Origin of the sequence: Halobacillus mangrovi (genome assembly GCF_002097535.1) — a bacterium.
Taxonomy (GTDB): domain Bacteria; phylum Bacillota; class Bacilli; order Bacillales; family Halobacillaceae; genus Halobacillus; species Halobacillus mangrovi_A.
This window is the reverse complement of record NZ_CP020772.1, coordinates 1,979,437-1,999,771: the sequence shown is the minus strand read 5'-3', so window position 1 is coordinate 1,999,771 and position 20,335 is coordinate 1,979,437. Positions and strand designations below refer to the sequence as shown.

Below are 20,335 nucleotides of genomic sequence, written 5' to 3'. Positions count from 1 at the left end.
ATCCCCTTATTGATGATTGTGGATCCTTTTCGCTGCTTTTATCGTGTTATGAAGAAGCATTGTAATCGTCATCGGACCTACTCCCTTTGGTACAGGTGTAATATGGGAAGCTTTTTCGCTTGCAGATTCAAAGTCTACGTCTCCAGTTAATTTTCCATCCACACGGTTGACACCCACATCAATAACGATTGTACCTTCTTCAATATCATCACCTGAAATCAAACCAGCCTTACCTGCCGCTACAATTAAGATATCTGCTTGTTTAGTATGGTCACGAAGATTTTTCGTTCTGGAGTGACAGTGAGTAACTGTTGCATTTTCATTTAGCAAAAGTTGTCCTACAGGCTTACCAACTAGATTACTCCGCCCGATTATGACGACATGCTTTCCTTCAATAGTGATATTCGCGCGCTTCAGCATCACCATGATTCCGTAAGGTGTACAAGGATAAAACGTTTCTTGTCCAGTCAGCAAACGCCCGACATTAATTGGGTGAAACCCGTCCACATCTTTTTCAGGGTTAATCGCTTCGATCACTTTTTGATCTTCAATATGATTCGGCAATGGCAATTGGACGAGAATACCATGAACAGTCTGATCCTGATTGAGTTGATCAATTAAGTCCAGAAGTTCTTTTTCTGAAGTTGATTCTGGAAGCTCCATTAATTCAGAATCTAATCCTATCTTCTCAGAAGCTCGCTGCTTTCCCTTAACATAGGACATAGATGCAGGGTCTTGTCCAATAATTACGACAACCAACTTCGGATGAATGTTATGCTTGTGCAGCTCGCTGACTTCCTTTTTCATCTCTTGACGCAATTCTTCGGCTAACTGTTTCCCATAAATGACTTCAGCTGACATTCTCTAGTTCCCCCTCTGTATTTTTATACCATTTTTGATAAGACACCATTGACGAATTTACCTGAATCTTCTTCGCCAAAGATTTTCGCAAGCTCTACAGCTTCATTGATAGCCACCTGTGCTGGCACATCTTCTTTATACTTCATTTCATAAGCAGCCATACGCAACACTGTTTTCTCAACCTTAGGCAGCCTGTTAAAAGACCAGTTTTCAAGGTTGCTCGAAATCCGATCGTCAATTTCAGATCGATGATTCATTACCCCGTGGACAAGGTCATGCAGAAAAGCATCTACGACCGGTTCTTCTACTACATGCTGGATAGCTTCATCCGTATCAATATCGCTATTATTGATTTGAAATAGAGCTTGGAAAGCTTTTTCTCGGGCTGTGCGTCGTTTCATGTTCATTCTCCTTTAAGGTAATATCCGTTAGCATAATAACATTTTACTATAATAAAAGCTATTCCCAACTAAATTGTCGCATTAGTGAGAATAGAACTCATAGAAAAAAGCCAGAAAGGGTTTTCCCTCTCCGGCTTATTCTTATTGATAATCTTGTGTTTCGATTTCTTCTTCCTTAGACTCCATTTTCACACCGACAACATGAACATTGATTTCGTTAATCTCAAGTGCGGTCATGTTTTTTAGAGCCTGCCTTGTATTATCTTGGATTTTTTGTGCCGTATCCGGAATAGAGATCCCATAGTCCATGACAACATAAGCATCGATTAGGATACCGTCTTCAGTCAACTCGACCTTTACACCTTTTCCATGATCTTTTTTTCCTAAGCGCTCTGCGACACCGGAAGCAAAGTTGCCTCTCATTGAAGCGACACCAGCAACTTCAGAAACGGCAATGCCCGCAATCACTTCAATTACTTCAGGAGCAATCTCAATATTGCCTAGTGTAGACCCATCTGTCACATTCAACAATTGCTTCTCGTTCACAACGACCACCCCTTTTACTTATTCGTCTTTCATTATAGTATATTTCTCTAAGAACTTCGTATTAAAGTCACCACCAACAAAGATTTCATGTTCCATCATACGCTGATGAAATGGAATGGTGGTATGAATACCTTCAATAACAAATTCGTCTAGAGCTCGTCTCATTCTACGAATCGCTTCGTCACGATCTCTTCCGTAAGTAATCAACTTAGCGACCATAGAATCATAATAAGGTGGAATCATATATCCTGGATAAGCAGCTGAATCTACCCGTACGCCAAGGCCGCCTGGCGGTAGGTACATATCTATTTTTCCTGCTGAAGGCATAAAATCTTTGAACGGATCTTCTGCGTTTATTCGGCATTCAATAGACCAGCCTTCGAACTCGATCTCTTCTTGGCTGAAGGAAAGTTTCTCATTGTTAGCGACTAAGAGCATTTCTTTAATCAAATCTACACCAGTCACCATTTCTGTAACTGGGTGTTCTACTTGAATTCTTGTATTCATTTCCATGAAGTAAAACTTCTCTTCCTCTTTATCGAAAATGAACTCAACCGTTCCTGCCCCAGAGTAGTTAACAGCGAGAGCAGCTTTTACAGCAGCATCCCCCATTTTTTCTCGCATGTCTTCGGATATAGCTGGAGATGGGGTCTCTTCAATTAACTTTTGCAAACGACGCTGGATTGTACAATCTCGCTCTCCAAGATGGACAGCATTGCCATGATTGTCGGCGAGTACTTGTATCTCGACATGGCGGAAGTTCTCGATAAACTTCTCGATATATACTCCTGGGTTTCCGAATGCCGTCTCAGCTTCTTGCTGGGTCATACGAATACCTTTTTTAAGATCTTCTTCATCGCGGGCTACACGGATACCTTTACCTCCACCTCCGGCTGTCGCTTTAATAATAACCGGATAGCCAATTTCTTCCGCTACTTGCAGCCCGTCTTTCTCGTCTTTAATGATTCCTTCAGAACCAGGGACGATCGGGACGCCTGCTTCCCTCATGGTTTCTCTGGCCACATCTTTTGTCCCCATTTTTTGAATCGCATAAGAGGAAGGGCCAATGAAAGTAATATTGCATTCCTCGCACATTTCAGCAAACTCTGCGTTTTCAGAGAGAAAACCATAACCCGGATGGATCGCATCTGCCTCAGTAAGTGTGGCAAGACTCAGGATGTTCGTATAGTTCAAGTAACTATCCTTACTCAATTTAGGTCCTACACAATAGGCCTCGTCTGCAAGCTGGACATGAAGTGCTTCTTTATCTGCTTCAGAATAAACCGCAACCGTCGCAATCCCCATCTCTTTACAAGCACGGATGATGCGAACGGCGATTTCTCCTCTGTTTGCAATCAATACTTTTTTAATCAAAAAACTCATCCCCCGTTATTTAGACTTTACGCGGAACAACGGTTGGCCGTATTCGACTAACTCACCGTCTTTGACAAGAATTTCGACGATTTCACCTGATACTTCCGCTTCAATTTCATTGAATAATTTCATCGCTTCTACAATACAAACGACTGAATCTTCTTTTACCTGATCGCCTTCTTTAACGTAAGGACCTTCTTCAGGTGACGGAGATTGATAAAATGTACCGACCATCGGCGAAGTGATCTCTTGGTCATAATCACTGCTGCCCTGCTCTTTTTCAGGTGCTTCCTGTTTCTGAGCTGGTTCTTCTTTTTGCTGTACAGGTTCTTTTGCTGCCGGCTCTTGTTGTGGAGCTGGCTGCGGCTTAGCTGTCTCCTGGACTTGTACAGGTTCTGTGACGACCTGTCCCTGTTGTTTCTTCATAGAAACCTTTGTTCCATCAGATTCATAACAAAATTCATCAATATTTGACTTGTCGATTAACTTAATAATTTCACGAATTTCTTGTACCTTTAACATGTCTGGCACCCCTTTATGTATAATTTCTTTTATAACTGGTACTAAAAACTCCTCTTAATATTCTACGACATAATGGTACCTGACTGCAACTTGGTGATTGGAAAGCGTTTTATTTAGCAAGATTTTGCTTAATAGCTTTATACAAAAAAATCCCCCCTGACCATTCAGATCAGAAGGGAAAACCTTAACTTGCAGGCTGAAATTGGACTTGCACTTCTTTTTGACCAAACTCATCAGAAACCATTTGGATGATCTGATTAGTTTCTGTTTTTGAAAGCTCATCCGACATCACTGTAACATGAACCGTATCTTCTTCAGCTCTTACTAATACATCCTCATAAGCGGCACTTGCCCGGATTGTATTTTCTAATATGGATTCTTTCGATTGAGTTTCTTTCAACGTTTCAATCTTTTCTAGCGCCTCGTTCTTTTCTTGTGTTGTGAAATTACTCGAGGCCACAATATCAGATAGCTGTTCTTGTAATTGATCGCGTTCGTTTTTCATGTCCAAGCGTATGGCTGCAAATAATTCATCCGTTGATACCTGGGAAATCACAGTACCATCTCCAGTGGTCTCGACCCCGTCCATTCCTTCTGCACCATTCTTTTCTTCGGTCATTTCAGCAAATTCATCTTCTTGTATGAAAGCCATCTCTCCATTATCAGGAGACGTCATGTAATATACACTCAGAACGATCAAAAGACTTAACATTGTGAGTAACCATACGGTTTGTTTTTTTACCAAGAGAAACCCTCCTTATTGTTTAGGCAATACTGAAATTCTGTGGCTAGGGACATCAAGCACCCTGGATACTGCTTCGACCACCCATCCCTTCACTTTCATTTGGTCAACCCCTTTAGCTGTGACAAATACACCGCTAACAGCTGGTTTTTGAGTTTTGGTCAATAAAGGGACTTCACGATCCCCTTGACGGACAAGGACTAATTGCTCTTCCTTTGAATAATCCTCAATCTCCCGCTCCCCTCCATTCTTATCTGTTTCCTGTGTGGTTTGTTTACTTATAATTAAATTTTTGTCATACACTTTTTCATGTGTAGCTGATAAATTAATCATAATATCCACCGCACTGACCCCTTCGATATTTTCCAAAAGAGGCTTAAGCTGTTTTTCATATTCTGATTCCAGTAAGGAAATGGAGTCTGTCATTTCAGGATCTGCTGCTTCTGCTTTTTGTTCAGATGATGTTTGAGATGGCATTTCCGGCTCTGGTTGTCCTGAAGATTGGAACCAATTGCTTGTTAATATAAACAGCACCCCGATTAGACCTAACCCAATCACATATTTAGGCTTGCTTATTTTACTGCCTTCTTTCCCAGACAAAGGTTGCAAAAGTTTATTCCACCATTTACTCATCCTCTTCCTCCCAGCGGATCTCGATTTGATCTTTGTTTAAGTCCAAGTGATCAGCAATCCAATCTCGAACCTCTTCATCTTCTTTGTTATCCTCAGAGCTGGGCTTATCCATGATCGAAATGTTCACTTCATCAACCGGTGCCTCCTCCTTTACCGGAGTTAGTGTCACCACCAGCTTGTCCAGTGTCTCCATTTGATAGGGTTTGTTCAGAAAGCTCATATCAAGGTTGACCAGCTGCAGGTGGAGGTCTTGTTTAAGCGGTTCTTCCATTTCTTTCGCTAAAGCTTGGGTAACCTGTTCTAATTTATATGCGTCTTGTCCCTCAACTATTTCATTTTTCTTCTTTTCTATACTTTCATCTAAAGCTAAGGTGTCTACTTGTTGATCCATAGAATATTCAGCTGATTTTATCAGTTGATTCGGATCGACTTTAAGTACTTGGAGGAGTGGCCCTAAAAAAATGAGCAGCAGTAAAATGGACATAACGAGACGTGCATATTTTTTCATCAGTCCTGATGGAAGAAGAGCATCAGCTACCATAGCTAATAAAAGAAAAAGCACGATCCTCGTAATCCATTCTGTAAACATATTCATCATTTAGCCCTCTCACCTCACCATCATCGTGATATTGCTAGCTGCGACCATTATGACGATGACAAGAAAAAACATCATTGATACCATAAGTAATGCCGCAAACACATACATGATATGACGGCTGACTACAGACATTGCTTCTATAATTGGACCGTCTCCAAGTGGTTGCAGCAGGGCGGCTGCCAATTTATATATAATGGCTATAGCAAACACTTTTAAAGCAGGGAAAATGGCTATGCCTAAAAGTATGACGACCCCTGCAATTCCTAAGGTGTTTTTCAAAACAAGGGATGCGCCAAGAATGGTGTCGGTAGCATCCGTAAACAAGCGGCCTACTACAGGGACAAAATTCCCTGTGACAAACCGGGCTGTCTTCATCGTGACCCCATCCTGTACGGCTGTTACCGTGCCTTGGACAGATATGACCCCTAAGAAAATGGTTAAAAAAATTCCCATTACAGCGAGCCCTGTCTTTCGAAGCAGTTCAGCTAACTGGTCAACTTTATAGGTTTCATTCAACCCACCGATGATCAACAACAGTGCTGAAGATGCAAACAAAGGGATCAGAAGGTATTTAACTAAAAGCCCGCTCGATTGCACGAGTGCAACGATAATCGGATGGAAAAATGAAATCGACATCAAATGACTGAATGAAGCCATGATCCCTAAAAGTAAAGGAAGAAGTCCTATCATAAAGCTGCTCATGCGGTCAATGGCATCAAGCGTGTAACCAATGACCTGACGGAAACTTTCCAGTGCAAGTGTTAACAAAACCAGATAGATAACCAAATATGCGATTCTGCTTACAACTGAATTCTCAAAGGAGGATTGCACCGAGTGCAGCAAAGTACTGAACAAAGTAAGAAACAAAAGTGAAGCAAGGAGTTTACCATTCACTAACAGCTCGTGAAAGAAAAATTTCAGTAATCCAGAGAACCAATCCGACGATTTTACTGAGCCTTCGGATTGGATATATTCCCTAAAGTTATCCATAGTGAAGGTAGGGATATATTCACCATATTTTTGATTCAACTCTTTCCAGCTAGCTTCCAACTCCTCTGTTGAAACATGATCTAGCATGGATGGTACTGCATCTGGTGAAGTGGAAGATGAAGTCGAAGCCAACGAAACCGATGGAAAACATATCAGATTAAATAGAACAAAGCTTATGATAGATAATCGTTTCATTGGATACCTCGCTATCTTATCCTAAGTGCCCGGGTATGAAATTCAGTATCGTTTCAATGACAGCTGTGACTATAGGAATCGCAAGCATGAGAATAAACAGCTTCCCTGCGAGCTCCACTTTTGATGCTAATGAATTCAACCCCGCATCTCTGATCAGTTGTGCTCCAAATTCTGCTATATAAGCAATTCCAATAATCTTTAATATTGTTTTGAAATAGACAGGTTCCACTTGTGCCTGATCAGCGATATAGGAGAGAAGAGTAAATATATATTTTACTTGGTCTAAGATGGACAAAAAGATAATAATAACCGTAAATAAAAGAAGCAAAAAAGCGGCGGAAGATTTTTGTTCTTTTAGCAGGATAATTAACAGTGCCGCTATTAAGCCTAGTGATACGACTTGGATGATATCCATAAGCTACCCTTGATACAGAAATACTGATTTTATTTGTTGGAACAAATCCGCTAGCCGGTAAAGTACAATAAAAAGTACAATAATAAACCCCGTCAGCGTAACAGCTTGAGCTATTTCCTCTTTTCCCATCTGTTTTAAAATGCTATGAATCATAGCGACGATAATGCCGACACCTGCTATTTGGAAAAGAATCGTTGCATCCTGCAGCACAATGCCCCTTCCCCCTTTTAAATGATTAGAATGATAACTAATAATCCACTCAAGACTCCCATACCGCGTGCCATTCGTTGATATTGCTCACAAACTTCCAATGCTTCGTTGAGTTCACGATCCAGGTGGTGGAGAGTCAGTTGGATCTGTTTCTGCTGCTGCTCTAAATCGTGCTGACCAAGAGTACGACCAAACTGAGTCAAAATTTCCCACTCGCTCTTCGTCAGTGCGTTCATGGACCAATGTTTCTTTAGATGACTCGTCCACCGCTCAGAGAAATCAGAACAATATTCTTTTTCTTCTGTGATGCTTTTAAAAAATTTTCCGATAGGATCAGGAAGATGGAGAGATAAGTTCTCACAAACTTCCCATAAGGACGATTGGCCGAACACCATTTCAGCTTCAATCATTTGAAGCGCATTTTTCCATTGCCTAATGTGTCCCGGCCTCTTTTTGTAACGAGCCGCTATATCAAAACCCGCCCATGTAGTGACGGACAGGATTATTAGAGCTCCGAGCCACTCCATCACTTCTCCTCCTTTTCATTTGCGCAATAACTTGTCCTGTTTCATCAAGAACCATTGTGGCTCCAGGATTTTTGTCCGTAAGCCTCCCAAGTACTATATACCGATCAAACACCTTCTCTGTAATCAAGGAATTCGTTGACGGACGATTTCTTGCGGATTCGAAACTATCCCCATGAATACTGCAAATGACTTCAACTCCCGTATAAGCAGCCTCTCTGACTGCATCAGCATCTTCTATCCCTCCAATTTCATCAACCACAATGACTTCAGGTGACATTGAGCGTATCATCATCATCATGCCTTCTGCTTTCGGACAAGCATCCATCACATCTGTTCTGGGACCGACGTCCAACTGAGGTATCCCTTGCAGACTTGCTGCAATTTCTGATCTTTCATCGACAACTGCTACCTTTGAAGCTGGATATATGCGGTTAGATCCTATCATCTGCGCCAACTCTCGAAGTAAGGTAGTTTTTCCAGAATGCGGTGGACCGATGATCATAGTGCTTGCCCACCCGCCATCATGATATAGATAAGGGAGCAATGGCTCAACGTGGCCTCGAGTTGACCTTGCTACTCGGATATTCATAAAAGATACGTGCTTTACCGTATCCACTTTGTCGTTGACCGTATTTACCTTTCCCGCAAGTCCTACTCTGTGGCCACCCTCAATGGTGATGAACCCATCTTTCAACTGGTCTTTAAATCGGTAGAGAGAGAATTGACTAATCTGGTTTAAAACATAGGATAAATCTGCAGCCGATAAGCAGCCTTCTGACAAAAAGGCGTTTTTGGTCGAATCAAGGACTTCAATTTTGTGCTGGACTCTTAAACGAATTTCTTGGACAGTCTCCCAATTCACATTCTTTTTTAAGAGAAGTTGAAAGTGATCAGGAAACAACCTGATAATCTCTTTCATCCTTTCTAACTCCTTTAAATGGTTTACTTCATATGTATGTCCCTCTCTCACTCTTATGACAGGTTAAATGATATAAAAATAGAATGGTTAGAAGAGCTCTATTAAAAAAAGCCCGCTCCCATAAAGGGAGCGAGCTTTATTCGTACACTCTATTAATTTGCACGAGAAACATATTTTCCATCTGTTGTGCTGATCACAAGGACTTCTCCTTGATTAATGAAGAAAGGTACCTGGACGATTAATCCTGTTTCAAGTGTAGCTGGTTTTGTGCCACCGCTAGCTGTATCACCTTTGATTCCTGGTTCTGTCTCTACAACTTCCAATTCCACATTTTTAGGTAGTTCTACACCAATGGTCTCACTTTGATAGGATTGGATTTGTACTTCCATGTTTTCCTTCAAGTAATTCAACTGATCTTGAATTAGTGCAGAAGGGATCTCCACCTGCTCAAAGGTTTCCATATCCATGAAAGCGTGCATGTCTCCATTTGCATAGAGGTATTGCATTTTACGGTTTTCGATATGAGCTCGCTCTACTTTCTCGCCTCCGCGGAAGGTTTTCTCTTGGATATTTCCATTTCGAAGATTGCGCAGCTTAGAACGTACAAAAGCGGCTCCTTTGCCGGGTTTTACATGCTGAAAGTCCATAACCTGCCAGATTCCTCCGTCTACTTCAATGGTTAAACCTGTTCGAAAATCGTTTACTGATATCATCAAATACTCCTCCTTTTACAACTTACAACGTGATCAATTCTTTTGTGGATGTACTTAGACGTTCATTTCCTTCTTTAGTAATAAGGGCATCGTCCTCTATACGACATCCGCCTACATTAGGCACATAAATTCCTGGCTCTACTGTGACAACCATTCCTTCTTCTAACCGCTGGTCAGAACGGAACGATAATCCTGGTCCTTCGTGCACATCCAGACCGATCCCGTGACCGGTTGAATGACCAAAGTATTCTCCATATCCTTTTTCTTTAATGTAATCCCTCGTCAATGCATCCGCTTCTACACCAGTAATACCTGCCTTTAACCCTTCCATACCCTTTAACTGGGCTTCTAGAACAGTATTATAGATATTTTTCAGCTCATCACTGATTTCTCCCACGGCAACAGTTCTCGTAATATCCGAGCAATAACCTTTATAAAGGGCACCGAAATCAAGAGTCACAAGTTCACCAGATTGGATTTCCTTATCAGAAGCCACTCCATGTGGGAGCGCTGAGCGATAGCCTGAAGCTACTATGATATCAAAGCTAGAAGACGTTGCCCCTTGCTTTCGCATAAAGAACTCCAACTCATTGGATATATCAATTTCTTTCACGCCTGGTTTTATGTAGCCGAGGATGTGCTCAAATGCATCATCTGCAATTTTTATTGCATCCTTTAATATACTAATCTCCTCACCCGTCTTAATCAAGCGTAACTTTTCCACAAGGCCGGCAGTCGGTACAAGTTCTGCGCTCAACTCATCATTATATTGCTCATACGTATTATATGTAACATGATTTTTCTCAAAGCCAATTCGTTTCAAGCCTAGTTTTTCTACCTGATTGGAAATTTCTTTATGCATAGGAGTTTTGTGTTCGATTATTTCAAACTCTTTTGCTTGCTCGGCTGCTTGTTCAGTGTAGCGAAAATCTGTAACTAACTTTGCTTCCTTGTTCGTAATTAATAACGCAGCGGATGAACCGGTGAACCCTGAAATATAACGCCGGTTTTTAGGACTCATGATTAGAAGACCATCTAATTCTTCTGTCATGATCGCTTTGCGTAAACTCTCCAACTTACTCATGAATCATTTCTCCCTTCATCTTCTATCTTCTTAATTAAACCCAGGGTGGCTAAACGATATCCATCTATTCCAAAGCCGACAATCTGCCCTGCACATACAGGTGCTAACATCGAATGATGGCGGAATTCCTCCCGGCTGTGCACATTCGATATGTGTATTTCGATAACCGGAATCGATATAGCACTGACCGCATCCCTCATGGCAATACTCGAATGAGTATAAGCAGCAGGATTGATTATGATTCCTGCCGCACCACCTTCAGCTCTCTGAATCTGATCTACTAGATCCCCTTCATGATTCGATTGATAAGCTTCAACTTCATACCCTTGTTCCCAAGCTGTATCTTTTACAAGGCGGACAACATCCTGGAGGGTATGGCGGCCGTATTTGTCAGGCTCTCTCTTCCCTAACATGTTTAAATTTGGACCATTGATCAATAAAAGTCGCTTCATACTGCCTTGTGCTCCCCACCTTTTTTGAAATTGCCATTCACCTTCAGTTTATCATACTCCTTGCTCATTTGAATACGATTTCGCAGTCTCATTGAACTCTCTATATTCATACGAAATGGAATACCCAATAAACACCCCATATAAAATGAACAAACACCCCGTCGTTACCCATGTATCGCTGTTCAATTCTAAGAATGCTGGAATCGCCGGAAACAAAGGGGTCAGGACGAGGAAAATGAGTGCCCATAAAACAAGGCCATAAACGAGGCCTGGCCATATACCGTTCTTGGTCTTTAAGAGCATGTAATAAATGATCGCACTTACCAGGGACAACACCCCTACGAGGAGAATTGCAAGCACATCTGCAAGCCATGTCCCTGTCCATTCTGTCTGCAGGTAAGACCGGAATAGAAACGATGCTGGAGAGACCTCGGTAAAATTAAAGTAATACGCAATGGTCGCTAGTCCGCTCCAAAGAATGCCGGACGTAAAACCAGTGATCAGTGCTTTTGTAAAAACGCTTTGTTTTGGTTCTTGCTGGTTTTGTTGTTTTGGCTGATCTGCCATCTATATCACCTCATCACTTATCATTTACCAACCTGGAAAAATCATGCTAATATCGACAATTTTATCGCTAGTTAAAGGAGCAGTTTTGAGGTAAAATAAAAGAAAGCCCAGCTTTGTTACGTGTTTAATTTTTCCCATAAAATGGTATCGTTTAAGAAAGGCTGGTTGAGCTTTTCAAAACATCATCATCTTAGACTAAAACATCATAGTCTTGCATAATCCTAGAAAAAACGGAAAGACTCTAAAAGAACATGAGAACTATAAGCAATAATGATAAAACCACTTAGGTACTAGGCAAATTGTCGAAAAAACTCTATAAATGTTCTTGAGTATGATATAAAAAAAGATTTAGTGGTATATAAGTAATAAGACATATTTGATGATGACTTTTAAGAAGGGAGGAACTACATTATGCGTAATTGGATGACTCCTATCATCTATACACTTTTTGCCCTTGCTTTGTTATACGTAGGAATTCAGTTGTTTACCAACACATCAAGCTTTCTGTCATCAATCGCAATGATGATTGGGATTGCGGTATTGGTATATGGAGCCATTTACTTCTTATTTCTTAGAAATCGAGGTTTCGGGGGCGGAGGCAACCGTACCGAGATGAAAAAATACAAGCAAGCTGTGAAACAATCGAAACAAAAATACAAACAGCCTGCACCGACTATCAAAAAGAGCAGTGTGGCAAAGCCAAAAGTAAAGCCTTCACCTTTAGGCAAAAAGACTCGCAAGCGCTCAAGTGCACCTCACTTAAGAGTCATTGAAGGAAACAAAGACAAACATAAAAATCGAGCCACTTTCTAAGCCGGCTCGATTTTTTATTTTTTCCATCTTTGCAGGAACTCTTTAGCGTGTTCTCTTCCTATTTCCATTAGGTATTCTTTTTCTTTGGCACTCATATCAAAATCGGTCGTTTGAACCCCTTTTACAGGTATGAAAATAACGTCCTTACTAGACTTTGGTGAGATGTACCTCGCATCATGAGCTTGCTGCATAGTCTTAAATAAAGCATGAAACATTTGTATAGCGTTCCTTATTTTCTTTTCAGGGAGCTTATCTGGAGGATCGCTTAACTGCATTCCGATTATAGGACGTTTTCTACAAATACCCTTCGTTTCCCATATCCAAATCGGAAAGTTACTCAAAACGCCTCCATCCACTATGACTGACTTCCCTTTTTTTCCATGGATTTTAACCGGTATAAAAAAATATGGAAGTCCTGAGCTCATACGAACAGCCTTCGCCACTGAAAATGTAGCAGGGTCAATTCCATAGATACGTTTGAGGTCATCGGGGAGAACAACAATACGTCCGAGGGTTAAATCAGAGCAGATGATCTTCAAGGAGTTGTGCGGCAAATCAGCAAACGTCCGGACACCTTTCTCTTCCAGCCACTTCTCCAATGTAGCTTCTAATCGATTCCCTTTATATAGACCTAAACGATAGTAGAGCATTAACCACTTCATGAAAGGAAGCAGCCGTTCTGTAATAGGTATATCGACAAGCTTTTCAAAAGAAAGAGTCTTTAATTTTTGCTTTAGTTCCGGAGCAGAATAACCAGCTGCAGTAAGTGACGCTAAGATGGCTCCAGCTGATGTCCCTGCTACTCGAGTGAACGTATATCCTTGCTCTTCAAGCTCTTCCATAGCGCCGATAAAAGCCAATGCCTTTACACCGCCGCCTGAAAAAACGCCATCAACCTTCATTTTACTCACCCCACTTATTTCATTTATAAACAGGAGAAGTTTGAATTAGAACACATAAAAAAGGACGCATATGGATGCGTCCTTATTCTTCGCTATTTTGTTCTTCATTTTTTTGTTGAATTTCCCTTAGTGCATCGACCCGCTTCGGTTGTTCATCAAAATATTGCACAAGATCGCCGATCCTGTCTATTGAGTTCCAACTCAAGTGGTGCTCGATTCCTTCCACATCATCATATATGTTTTCATGATCCACACCAATAATTTCTAAGAATTGTTCTAGAAGTTCATGGCGGTAAACAAGGCGTTTCCCTACTTTTTTCCCTTTTGGTGTCAGAATTAGCCCTCTGTACTTTTCGTAGTTCAAATACTGATCACGGTCTAATTTCTGGACCATTTTTGTAACAGAAGACGGGTGGACCTGTAGGTTTTCTGCAATATCAGAAACACGCGCATAGCCCTTATCTTCTATAAGTATATAAATTTGCTCAATATAATCTTCCATACTTGGTGTCGGCATGATAAACCCCCAATATAACCTGTCCTATGTAGGTTCTTTCATAAAAAGGATACACTAGTTTCTTCGCTGTGACAAGAAAGCAACTGTCTAAAAAGGAAGACATCAGACCTAATCTGGTCTGATGTCTTGGTTGCTTTTGAAATTATAGTCCACATTTCAGTTGAGCATTACAATTCGTACATGTATTACACCCACCAATGTCCTCTACAGTTCCTTTTCTACAAACTGGGCAAGTATCTCCCACTTCTGAACCTATGGTCACTTTCGTCTTTTCCAGTTCGTGAACAGTGTCCATAAGAACAACTCTCGGTTTCTTATCTTCTTCAAATTCAAAGGTTGTCTGTTCACCTTCAAAATCATTTTCTTCAGCTTTAAGAGATAGAACCTGACTGTCACGACTTCCATCTACATATACCGTTCCACCTTTAGCGCCTCCACGGTATAATCGTTGATATACCTGCTCAACTTGTTCCACAGAATACCCTTTTGGTGCATTGACAGTTTTAGAGATAGAGCTGTCAACCCAGCGCTGAATAATGCATTGGGTATCTGCATGAGCTTCCGGAGACATCGTCATCGCAGTTACAAACCACTCTGGAAGTTGATCAGAATCTTGTTCAGGGTGTTCGTCCAAGTACTCCTTCACAATATCTGCTTTTACTTCTATAAACTTCCCAAGACGCCCGCTTCGATAATAAGAGAAGGAAAAATACGGCTCGAGACCTGTACTTACCCCCACCATTGTACCAGTACTACCTGTTGGAGCTACTGTAAGCAAGTGTGAATTACGTATTCCGTGTTCGAGTATGCCTTCTCGGATATCTTCTGGCATTTCTTTCATATATCCAGTATTAATGAACTCATCTCGAAGACTTTGTGTTTCCTTCTCAGTTTCTCCTACCAGGAACGGAAAACTCCCTTTTTCTTTTGCTAAATCTATCGAAGCACGATAGGCTGTCGTCGCGATCGTTTCAAAGATCTCATCAACCAATTGGTTCCCTTTTTCCGATCCATATTCTGTCTCCGTATAGATAAGAAGGTCATGCAAGCCCATCACACCTAGTCCTACACGACGCTCTCCTAATGCTTGTACTTTGTTTTCTTTAAGGAAATACGGCGTAGCGTCAATGACGTTGTCCTGCATCCGGACACCTGTACGAACAGTGCGCTTTAATTTATCGAAATCAATAGATTTATTTTTCTTATCAGCAACGGATGCTAAGTTGACCGCAGCCAGGTTACATACAGAATACGGAGCTAGCGGCTGTTCTCCACATGGGTTTGTAGCCACTACTTTTTGGCCGTAAGCCGTTGCGTTTGTCTTCTCATTTGCGTTATCGATGAAGAAGATCCCCGGTTCAGCAGAATAAGTGGCACAAATATTGATCAGGTTCCACAATTCCTTCGCTTTTACGGTTCGGTAAGTTCGAATGCCGAACCCGCGCTCCGACCACTCACGGACATCTCCACTTTGTTGCCATTCTTCGTTATATATATCCATTTCTTCTTTCGTATAGTTTTCTACATCTGGAAAACGAAGATGGTACTCAGCGTCATTCTCAACAGCATCCATGAATTCTTTTGTAATACATACTGAGATGTTTGCCCCAGTAAGGAACTCAGGATTATGAACGGTATAATTACCGCCTGTGTTTAACTTGTCTTCTGCCTCCTGAAGGCTTTGTTCTGTGAATCCTCCCAGACCAGGCATATGTTTATAGTTTAATACACTTTGATACAAATCTTTTTCGGTCTCCGTAAGAGGTGTAAACTTCAACTTATCTTTTGCCAGCTGTTTAATTTGCTCATCTGTTGTGTTTTCGATAAGAAACCGGAGAATTCTTGGATTCTGCATCTTAGAAATGATAAATTCAATGATATCTGGATGCCAGTCTGCTAGCATTATCATTTGGGCTCCACGCCTTGAACCACCTTGTTCGACAAGGTGAGTCAGTTTTGCAATGTCATCAAGCCAGGAAACCGAACCGGAAGATTTTCCATTTACCCCTCTGGCTAAAGTATTGCGTGGTCTTAATGTAGAACCATTCGTTCCTACTCCGCCACCGCGGGACATAATTTCCATCACTTGTTTACGGTGATCCGATATCCCCTCTCTTGAATCTTGAATGTAAGGCATGACGTAACAATTGAAGTAAGTTACATCCGTGTTCGATCCTGCACCATAAAGCACACGGCCTGCAGGTATGAAATTCAAATTTGAGAGCTCTTCATAAAAGTCTTTGAAGCTCTGATCCTTTTTCTCAGGATCCACTTCTACCTCAGCGAGCCCTGTGGCATTCCTAAGTGCAATTTGCTCGTAAAATACTTCCAAAGGTTTGTCGATCGTATCAAGATTTCGAGTAATTAACCCCGTTTCTCTTTCTTCCTCACGATCAAGGACGTTTACGAATTCGTCCTCGACTTTCACAACAGCTTCGTGTTTTTGCCAGTCGATTGACTGAATAAAACCAAAGCCACGCGCTGGAAACTTAGGATCATCTTTTACCGTAAGTACAACAAAATCGCCTTCCGAAAGTGTGAGTTTTTCTGTATCTTTAAAGGCATAGCGGTCAAGCATGACCAGTCTTGATACCCCTTTGTGGGTAATTGACATTTCAGAAGTAATTTCATGAACTTGAGGAAACTGACGGATATCGGCGTTCAACCGTTCTAAATTAATTTTTGTATGGACATCACTGGACGTAGTCGTCTGCATTGTAAACCTCTCCCTTACACTTAAAAATCAACCATTAAGTATCTTAATACTAGTAAGATACCACATATACAAAAAGTTAATCAATATATTGTGTTTCATATAAGAAGTTTTTCTATATATTGTGTTTTGAACGAATATGTAGAAACTTGTCAATTAGATAATCCTAAGGATATCACAGGGAACCGAAGATAATGAAAGAAAAAACATTATTTTGTCTGTTTGTTTACATTTTTCATCGGTTGCATCTTCTGGCTATTTTAAAACCGCTCAATGAGTAGAGTCAAAATATATGTGCATAGAAAAATTTTTTTTGAAATGCTGGCCATTCCCTCCTATAATAGATAAAGGAAAAAAGAAATGGGGGGAAACTGTGATGGATTTATGGATCTTGATTGGAGCTGCTGTTCTACTAGTAGCTTTCGGTTTGTATAGATTCTTCAAGGCCAGAAAAATTATGAACACGCTTACGGAAGAGGAGTTTCGCCAGGGCTATAGAAAAGCCCAATTAATCGATGTAAGAGAACCCAAAGAATTTGACGGCGGTCATATTCTTGGAGCAAGGAATATACCACTTTCTCAAATGCGCAATCGACTGGTTGAAATTCGTAAAGATAAGCCGGTCTACTTGTATTGCCAAAGTGGAGCACGGTCGACACGTGCAGCTATGCTCCTGAATAAAAAAGGATATGAAGATTTAAATGTACTGCAAGGCGGATTCAAGAAATGGACAGGCAAAATTAAATCCAAAAAATAAAGTCCATTACCCGGAATGACAAAAAAGATCGAAGCTCTCCATGAGCTTCGATCTTTTTACTTATGACTCTTTTGAATACCTCAATACAGGTTTACGAGCAGCTAATGTCTCGTCCATACGGCTCACAATAGTTGTATGAGGAGCTTCCTGAACCTTCTCAGGGTCTTCCTCTGCCTCTTTAGAAATTTGGATCATAGCGTCTACAAACGCATCCAGGGTTTCCTTCGATTCTGTTTCGGTCGGTTCGATCATAAGCGCTTCTTCAACGTTTATTGGGAAGTATATGGTTGGCGGATGATAACCAAAATCGAGTAGACGTTTGGCAATATCCAACGTACGTACACCCAGTTTCTTTTGGCGTTTTCCAGATAGGATGAATTCGTGCTTACAGTGACGATCAAATGGAAGATCAAATTCTTCCTGTAAGCGACGCATCATGTAATTGGCATTAATAACGGCATATTCGCTGACCTTCTTCAACCCTTCTGGCCCCATCGTTCGAATGTACGTATAGGCACGAACGTTAATCCCAAAGTTGCCGTAATAAGGTTTAACCCGTCCAATCGACTTCGGCCGATCATAATCAAATTCATACTGTTCATTTTTCTTCGTTAAAATTGGCTTAGGTAAATACGGTTCTAATTCAGCCGTCACACCAACCGGTCCAGATCCAGGACCACCACCGCCATGTGGCCCTGTAAAGGTTTTGTGAAGGTTCAAGTGAACGACATCAAATCCCATGTCTCCCGGTCGTGCATAGCCGAGAATGGCGTTAAGATTTGCGCCATCATAATATAATTTCCCACCCGCTTCATGAACAATCGCAGCCATCTCTTCAATGTCCTCTTCAAACAGACCTAATGTATTTGGATTAGTCAGCATTAGAGCCGCTGTCTGCTGGTCGACGACCCTCTTCAAATCATCCAAGTCCACCAAACCTCTATCGTCTGATTTAACTGTGACGGCTTCAAAACCGGCAACAGTAGCAGATGCAGGGTTTGTTCCATGTGCCGAATCCGGTACGATCACTTTAGTCCGATCGTAATCACCATTTGCTTCATGATAAGCTTTGATCATCATTAATCCCGTCCACTCTCCATGGGCTCCGGCGGCAGGTTGAAGAGTAACGGTATGCATTCCCGTAATAGAAGTCAGTGACTCTTGGAGGTCATACATCAAATGCAGGGCCCCTTGTACAGTTTCAACTGACTGATAAGGATGAATATGACTAAAACCTGCTAAACGCGCCACATCCTCGTTCATTTTAGGGTTATACTTCATCGTACAAGAACCGAGGGGATAAAAGCCGGAATCAACTCCATGATTCCTTTTTGAAAGCGCCGTATAATGTCTCATAATCTGAAGCTCACTGACTTCAGGTAAATCTGGTTCACTTTTCCGTGTGAAACTATTACCAATCATACTGTCCACATCAGACTCAGGTACATCTAGATCAGGTAAGCTGAATCCTGTACGACTTTCTTGACTTAGTTCAAAAATTAATGGAAAGTCCTGATTAGTCATGCGTATCCCCCAATTCTTTAGCAAATTGATCAATTTCTTCTTTCGTTCTAATCTCTGTTACCGCAATGAGCATATGACCTTTGAGCTCCTCGTGTGTCTGACTGAGATCAAATCCGCCAATGAAACCTTTCTGAAGTAGATGTCTATTTATTTTAGAAACGTCTTTTCCGACTCGAACAACTAATTCGTTAAAGAATGGCCCGTCAAACGCGACTTCAAGCCCATTTTCGGTCAATTGCTTTTTCATATAGGCCGCTTTTTGAATATTCATCCATGCCATTTTCTTAAGTCCTTGTTTACCGAGAGATGACATGGCTACAGAAGAAGCCAGAGCATTTAAAGCCTGGTTTGAACAAATGTTGGACGTTGCTTTATCACGGCGAATATGCTGTTCACGTGCTTGAAGGGTTAGTACGAAACCACGTCGGCCATCTTCATCGACCGTTTGACCAACAAGACGCCCTGGAACTTTACGCATTAGCTTTTTCGCAGTTGCAAAATAACCACAATGTGGGCCACCAAACTGAGCAGGAATGCCAAACACTTGAGCATCTCCAACCACAATATCCGCACCAAATTCTCCCGGCGGAGTTAGATAACCAAGGGAAAGTGGATTACTGGATGTAATCAACAAAGCTTTTTTCTGAGAGTCAACAAGCTCTCTTACTTGATCAAGTGGCTCGATTAGTCCAAAGAAATTTGGATACTGCAAGACTACACTCGCTGTATTTTCGTCCAATTCCTTTTCAAGCTGATCCAGGTCTGTGAGGCCGTCTTTGTAATCGATTTCGACTACCTCTACCCCGGGTCCTTTCACATAAGAATGAATGACTGCTAATGATTCAGGGTGAATAGCTTTTGAAACCAACACCTTTTTCTTTTTCGTCTGGCCCGCGGAAAGGTTGACCGCTTCGGCAAGAGCTGTACCTCCGTCATACATGGAAGAGTTAGCAACATCCATGCCAGTCAGTTCACAAATCATCGTCTGAAACTCAAATATTGCTTGCAGCTCCCCCTGAGAAATTTCCGGCTGGTAAGGCGTATAAGCCGTGTAAAACTCTGATCTGGAAATGACGTGATCTACGATCGACGGGATGTAATGATCATAAACCCCAGCGCCTAAAAAAGAAGTGTGTGTGTTTAAATTCACATTTTGACCGGCAAGCTCAGTTAATTCTTTCGTCAATTGAAACTCATTTCTTGGTTCTTTAATGTCCAGATCACCCTTAAATCGGATAGATTCTGGAATATCAGAAAACAATTCTTCAGATGACTGAACACCGATACGTTGTAACATGTCTTTTTTGTCTCGATCCGTCATTGGTAAATAGCGAAATTCCATCGTACTTCCCCCCTGGTT

The 20,335-nt window shown here is 41.4% G+C and carries 24 protein-coding genes; 2 read left to right on the top strand and 22 right to left on the bottom strand.

The features are described 5' to 3' along the window. Nucleotides 1–6: 6 nt before the first annotated feature. The 17 genes from folD to HM131_RS09650 form a co-directional block, all read right to left on the bottom strand. Nucleotides 7–861, bottom strand: a complete 855-nt coding sequence (gene folD, locus HM131_RS09730) for a bifunctional methylenetetrahydrofolate dehydrogenase/methenyltetrahydrofolate cyclohydrolase FolD (protein ID WP_085029572.1) — start codon at nt 859–861, stop codon at nt 7–9. A gap of 23 nt (nt 862–884) precedes the next feature. Further along, nucleotides 885–1,262 carry a transcription antitermination factor NusB gene (nusB, locus tag HM131_RS09725; RefSeq protein WP_085029571.1) on the bottom strand — a complete coding sequence of 126 codons (378 nt, stop codon included), beginning with the start codon at nt 1,260–1,262 and terminating at the stop codon, nt 885–887. 141 nt (nt 1,263–1,403) lie between these two features. Then, a complete protein-coding gene (locus tag HM131_RS09720; RefSeq protein ID WP_085029570.1) occupies nt 1,404–1,808 on the bottom strand; it encodes an Asp23/Gls24 family envelope stress response protein in 405 nt (134 codons plus the stop codon). A gap of 18 nt (nt 1,809–1,826) precedes the next feature. Then, entirely contained in the window at nt 1,827–3,182 is a 1,356-nt protein-coding gene (gene accC, locus HM131_RS09715; RefSeq protein ID WP_085029569.1) for an acetyl-CoA carboxylase biotin carboxylase subunit, read from the bottom strand. A gap of 15 nt (nt 3,183–3,197) precedes the next feature. Further along, nucleotides 3,198–3,704 carry an acetyl-CoA carboxylase biotin carboxyl carrier protein gene (gene accB / locus HM131_RS09710; RefSeq protein ID WP_085029568.1) on the bottom strand — a complete coding sequence of 169 codons (507 nt, stop codon included), beginning with the start codon at nt 3,702–3,704 and terminating at the stop codon, nt 3,198–3,200. Nucleotides 3,705–3,888: 184 nt separating this feature from the next. Continuing rightward, on the bottom strand, nt 3,889–4,449 hold the full coding sequence (locus tag HM131_RS09705) for a SpoIIIAH-like family protein (RefSeq protein WP_085029567.1): 561 nt from the start codon (nt 4,447–4,449) through the stop codon (nt 3,889–3,891). A 12-nt stretch (nt 4,450–4,461) separates the two neighbouring features. Then, nucleotides 4,462–5,079 (bottom strand): stage III sporulation protein AG, encoded by a 618-nt coding sequence (gene spoIIIAG / locus HM131_RS09700; protein ID WP_085029566.1) that lies wholly within the window; start codon nt 5,077–5,079, stop codon nt 4,462–4,464. Then, nucleotides 5,072–5,677 (bottom strand): stage III sporulation protein AF, encoded by a 606-nt coding sequence (gene spoIIIAF / locus HM131_RS09695; protein WP_232324908.1) that lies wholly within the window; start codon nt 5,675–5,677, stop codon nt 5,072–5,074. Before spoIIIAF ends, spoIIIAG begins: the two co-directional genes overlap by 8 nt. A gap of 9 nt (nt 5,678–5,686) precedes the next feature. Beyond that, on the bottom strand, nt 5,687–6,862 hold the full coding sequence (gene spoIIIAE, locus HM131_RS09690; protein WP_085029565.1) for a stage III sporulation protein AE: 1,176 nt from the start codon (nt 6,860–6,862) through the stop codon (nt 5,687–5,689). A 16-nt stretch (nt 6,863–6,878) separates the two neighbouring features. Then, a complete protein-coding gene (spoIIIAD, locus tag HM131_RS09685; protein ID WP_085029564.1) occupies nt 6,879–7,277 on the bottom strand; it encodes a stage III sporulation protein AD in 399 nt (132 codons plus the stop codon). A gap of 3 nt (nt 7,278–7,280) precedes the next feature. Continuing rightward, a complete protein-coding gene (gene spoIIIAC / locus HM131_RS09680) occupies nt 7,281–7,487 on the bottom strand; it encodes a stage III sporulation protein AC (protein WP_035547729.1) in 207 nt (68 codons plus the stop codon). 17 nt (nt 7,488–7,504) lie between these two features. Further along, entirely contained in the window at nt 7,505–8,014 is a 510-nt protein-coding gene (spoIIIAB, locus tag HM131_RS09675) for a stage III sporulation protein SpoIIIAB (protein ID WP_085029563.1), read from the bottom strand. After that, nucleotides 7,959–8,933 (bottom strand): stage III sporulation protein AA, encoded by a 975-nt coding sequence (gene spoIIIAA, locus HM131_RS09670; protein WP_085029562.1) that lies wholly within the window; start codon nt 8,931–8,933, stop codon nt 7,959–7,961. Before spoIIIAA ends, spoIIIAB begins: the two co-directional genes overlap by 56 nt. 152 nt (nt 8,934–9,085) lie before the next feature. Further along, nucleotides 9,086–9,646 (bottom strand): elongation factor P, encoded by a 561-nt coding sequence (gene efp, locus HM131_RS09665; protein ID WP_085029561.1) that lies wholly within the window; start codon nt 9,644–9,646, stop codon nt 9,086–9,088. Nucleotides 9,647–9,668: 22 nt separating this feature from the next. Beyond that, nucleotides 9,669–10,730 (bottom strand): M24 family metallopeptidase, encoded by a 1,062-nt coding sequence (locus HM131_RS09660; RefSeq protein WP_085029560.1) that lies wholly within the window; start codon nt 10,728–10,730, stop codon nt 9,669–9,671. After that, nucleotides 10,727–11,182 carry a type II 3-dehydroquinate dehydratase gene (gene aroQ / locus HM131_RS09655; protein WP_085029559.1) on the bottom strand — a complete coding sequence of 152 codons (456 nt, stop codon included), beginning with the start codon at nt 11,180–11,182 and terminating at the stop codon, nt 10,727–10,729. The genes HM131_RS09660 and aroQ overlap by 4 nt, the downstream gene beginning before the upstream one ends. A gap of 51 nt (nt 11,183–11,233) precedes the next feature. Continuing rightward, a complete protein-coding gene (locus HM131_RS09650) occupies nt 11,234–11,749 on the bottom strand; it encodes a YqhR family membrane protein (RefSeq protein ID WP_085029558.1) in 516 nt (171 codons plus the stop codon). Nucleotides 11,750–12,160: 411 nt separating this feature from the next. Here HM131_RS09650 and HM131_RS09645 point away from each other — a divergent pair, with 411 nt between their 5' ends. Further along, nucleotides 12,161–12,562 carry an SA1362 family protein gene (locus tag HM131_RS09645; protein ID WP_085029557.1) on the top strand — a complete coding sequence of 134 codons (402 nt, stop codon included), beginning with the start codon at nt 12,161–12,163 and terminating at the stop codon, nt 12,560–12,562. A 14-nt stretch (nt 12,563–12,576) separates the two neighbouring features. Here HM131_RS09645 and HM131_RS09640 read toward each other — a convergent pair whose 3' ends face one another. The 3 genes from HM131_RS09640 to HM131_RS09630 all read right to left on the bottom strand — a co-directional run bounded on the left by HM131_RS09640 (nt 12,577) and on the right by HM131_RS09630 (nt 16,697). Beyond that, a complete protein-coding gene (locus HM131_RS09640) occupies nt 12,577–13,464 on the bottom strand; it encodes a patatin-like phospholipase family protein (RefSeq protein WP_085029556.1) in 888 nt (295 codons plus the stop codon). A gap of 82 nt (nt 13,465–13,546) precedes the next feature. Next, nucleotides 13,547–13,981 (bottom strand): transcriptional regulator MntR, encoded by a 435-nt coding sequence (gene mntR, locus HM131_RS09635; RefSeq protein ID WP_085029555.1) that lies wholly within the window; start codon nt 13,979–13,981, stop codon nt 13,547–13,549. Nucleotides 13,982–14,123: 142 nt separating this feature from the next. Then, entirely contained in the window at nt 14,124–16,697 is a 2,574-nt protein-coding gene (locus tag HM131_RS09630; protein WP_085029554.1) for a vitamin B12-dependent ribonucleotide reductase, read from the bottom strand. A 373-nt stretch (nt 16,698–17,070) separates the two neighbouring features. Between HM131_RS09630 and HM131_RS09625 the strand changes: the two genes are divergently transcribed. After that, nucleotides 17,071–17,451 carry a rhodanese-like domain-containing protein gene (locus HM131_RS09625; protein WP_085031912.1) on the top strand — a complete coding sequence of 127 codons (381 nt, stop codon included), beginning with the start codon at nt 17,071–17,073 and terminating at the stop codon, nt 17,449–17,451. A 60-nt stretch (nt 17,452–17,511) separates the two neighbouring features. Here the strand turns inward: HM131_RS09625 and gcvPB are convergent, their stop codons facing one another. Together gcvPB and gcvPA are read right to left on the bottom strand one after the other, a co-directional pair. Continuing rightward, nucleotides 17,512–18,975: an aminomethyl-transferring glycine dehydrogenase subunit GcvPB gene (gene gcvPB / locus HM131_RS09620; protein ID WP_085029553.1), complete on the bottom strand. Its 1,464-nt coding sequence runs from the start codon at nt 18,973–18,975 to the stop codon at nt 17,512–17,514. Further along, nucleotides 18,968–20,317: an aminomethyl-transferring glycine dehydrogenase subunit GcvPA gene (gene gcvPA, locus HM131_RS09615; protein ID WP_085029552.1), complete on the bottom strand. Its 1,350-nt coding sequence runs from the start codon at nt 20,315–20,317 to the stop codon at nt 18,968–18,970. Before gcvPA ends, gcvPB begins: the two co-directional genes overlap by 8 nt. Nucleotides 20,318–20,335: the final 18 nt, after the last annotated feature.

Coding starts and splice junctions, on each gene's coding strand:
- spoIIIAE (WP_085029565.1), bottom strand. CDS start 6,862: ATGAAACGATTATCTATCATAAGCTTTGTTCTATTTAATCTGATATGT.
- HM131_RS09640 (WP_085029556.1), bottom strand. CDS start 13,464: ATGAAGGTTGATGGCGTTTTTTCAGGCGGCGGTGTAAAGGCATTGGCT.
- gcvPB (WP_085029553.1), bottom strand. CDS start 18,975: ATGACTAATCAGGACTTTCCATTAATTTTTGAACTAAGTCAAGAAAGT.
- efp (WP_085029561.1), bottom strand. CDS start 9,646: ATGATATCAGTAAACGATTTTCGAACAGGTTTAACCATTGAAGTAGAC.
- spoIIIAB (WP_085029563.1), bottom strand. CDS start 8,014: ATGGAGTGGCTCGGAGCTCTAATAATCCTGTCCGTCACTACATGGGCG.
- HM131_RS09660 (WP_085029560.1), bottom strand. CDS start 10,730: ATGAGTAAGTTGGAGAGTTTACGCAAAGCGATCATGACAGAAGAATTA.
- HM131_RS09630 (WP_085029554.1), bottom strand. CDS start 16,697: ATGCAGACGACTACGTCCAGTGATGTCCATACAAAAATTAATTTAGAA.
- spoIIIAG (WP_085029566.1), bottom strand. CDS start 5,079: ATGAGTAAATGGTGGAATAAACTTTTGCAACCTTTGTCTGGGAAAGAA.
- folD (WP_085029572.1), bottom strand. CDS start 861: ATGTCAGCTGAAGTCATTTATGGGAAACAGTTAGCCGAAGAATTGCGT.
- mntR (WP_085029555.1), bottom strand. CDS start 13,981: ATGCCGACACCAAGTATGGAAGATTATATTGAGCAAATTTATATACTT.
- aroQ (WP_085029559.1), bottom strand. CDS start 11,182: ATGAAGCGACTTTTATTGATCAATGGTCCAAATTTAAACATGTTAGGG.
- HM131_RS09625 (WP_085031912.1), top strand. CDS start 17,071: ATGGATTTATGGATCTTGATTGGAGCTGCTGTTCTACTAGTAGCTTTC.
- spoIIIAA (WP_085029562.1), bottom strand. CDS start 8,933: ATGAAAGAGATTATCAGGTTGTTTCCTGATCACTTTCAACTTCTCTTA.
- accB (WP_085029568.1), bottom strand. CDS start 3,704: ATGTTAAAGGTACAAGAAATTCGTGAAATTATTAAGTTAATCGACAAG.
- HM131_RS09650 (WP_085029558.1), bottom strand. CDS start 11,749: ATGGCAGATCAGCCAAAACAACAAAACCAGCAAGAACCAAAACAAAGC.
- spoIIIAF (WP_232324908.1), bottom strand. CDS start 5,677: ATGATGAATATGTTTACAGAATGGATTACGAGGATCGTGCTTTTTCTT.
- spoIIIAD (WP_085029564.1), bottom strand. CDS start 7,277: ATGGATATCATCCAAGTCGTATCACTAGGCTTAATAGCGGCACTGTTA.
- nusB (WP_085029571.1), bottom strand. CDS start 1,262: ATGAAACGACGCACAGCCCGAGAAAAAGCTTTCCAAGCTCTATTTCAA.
- HM131_RS09645 (WP_085029557.1), top strand. CDS start 12,161: ATGCGTAATTGGATGACTCCTATCATCTATACACTTTTTGCCCTTGCT.
- gcvPA (WP_085029552.1), bottom strand. CDS start 20,317: ATGGAATTTCGCTATTTACCAATGACGGATCGAGACAAAAAAGACATG.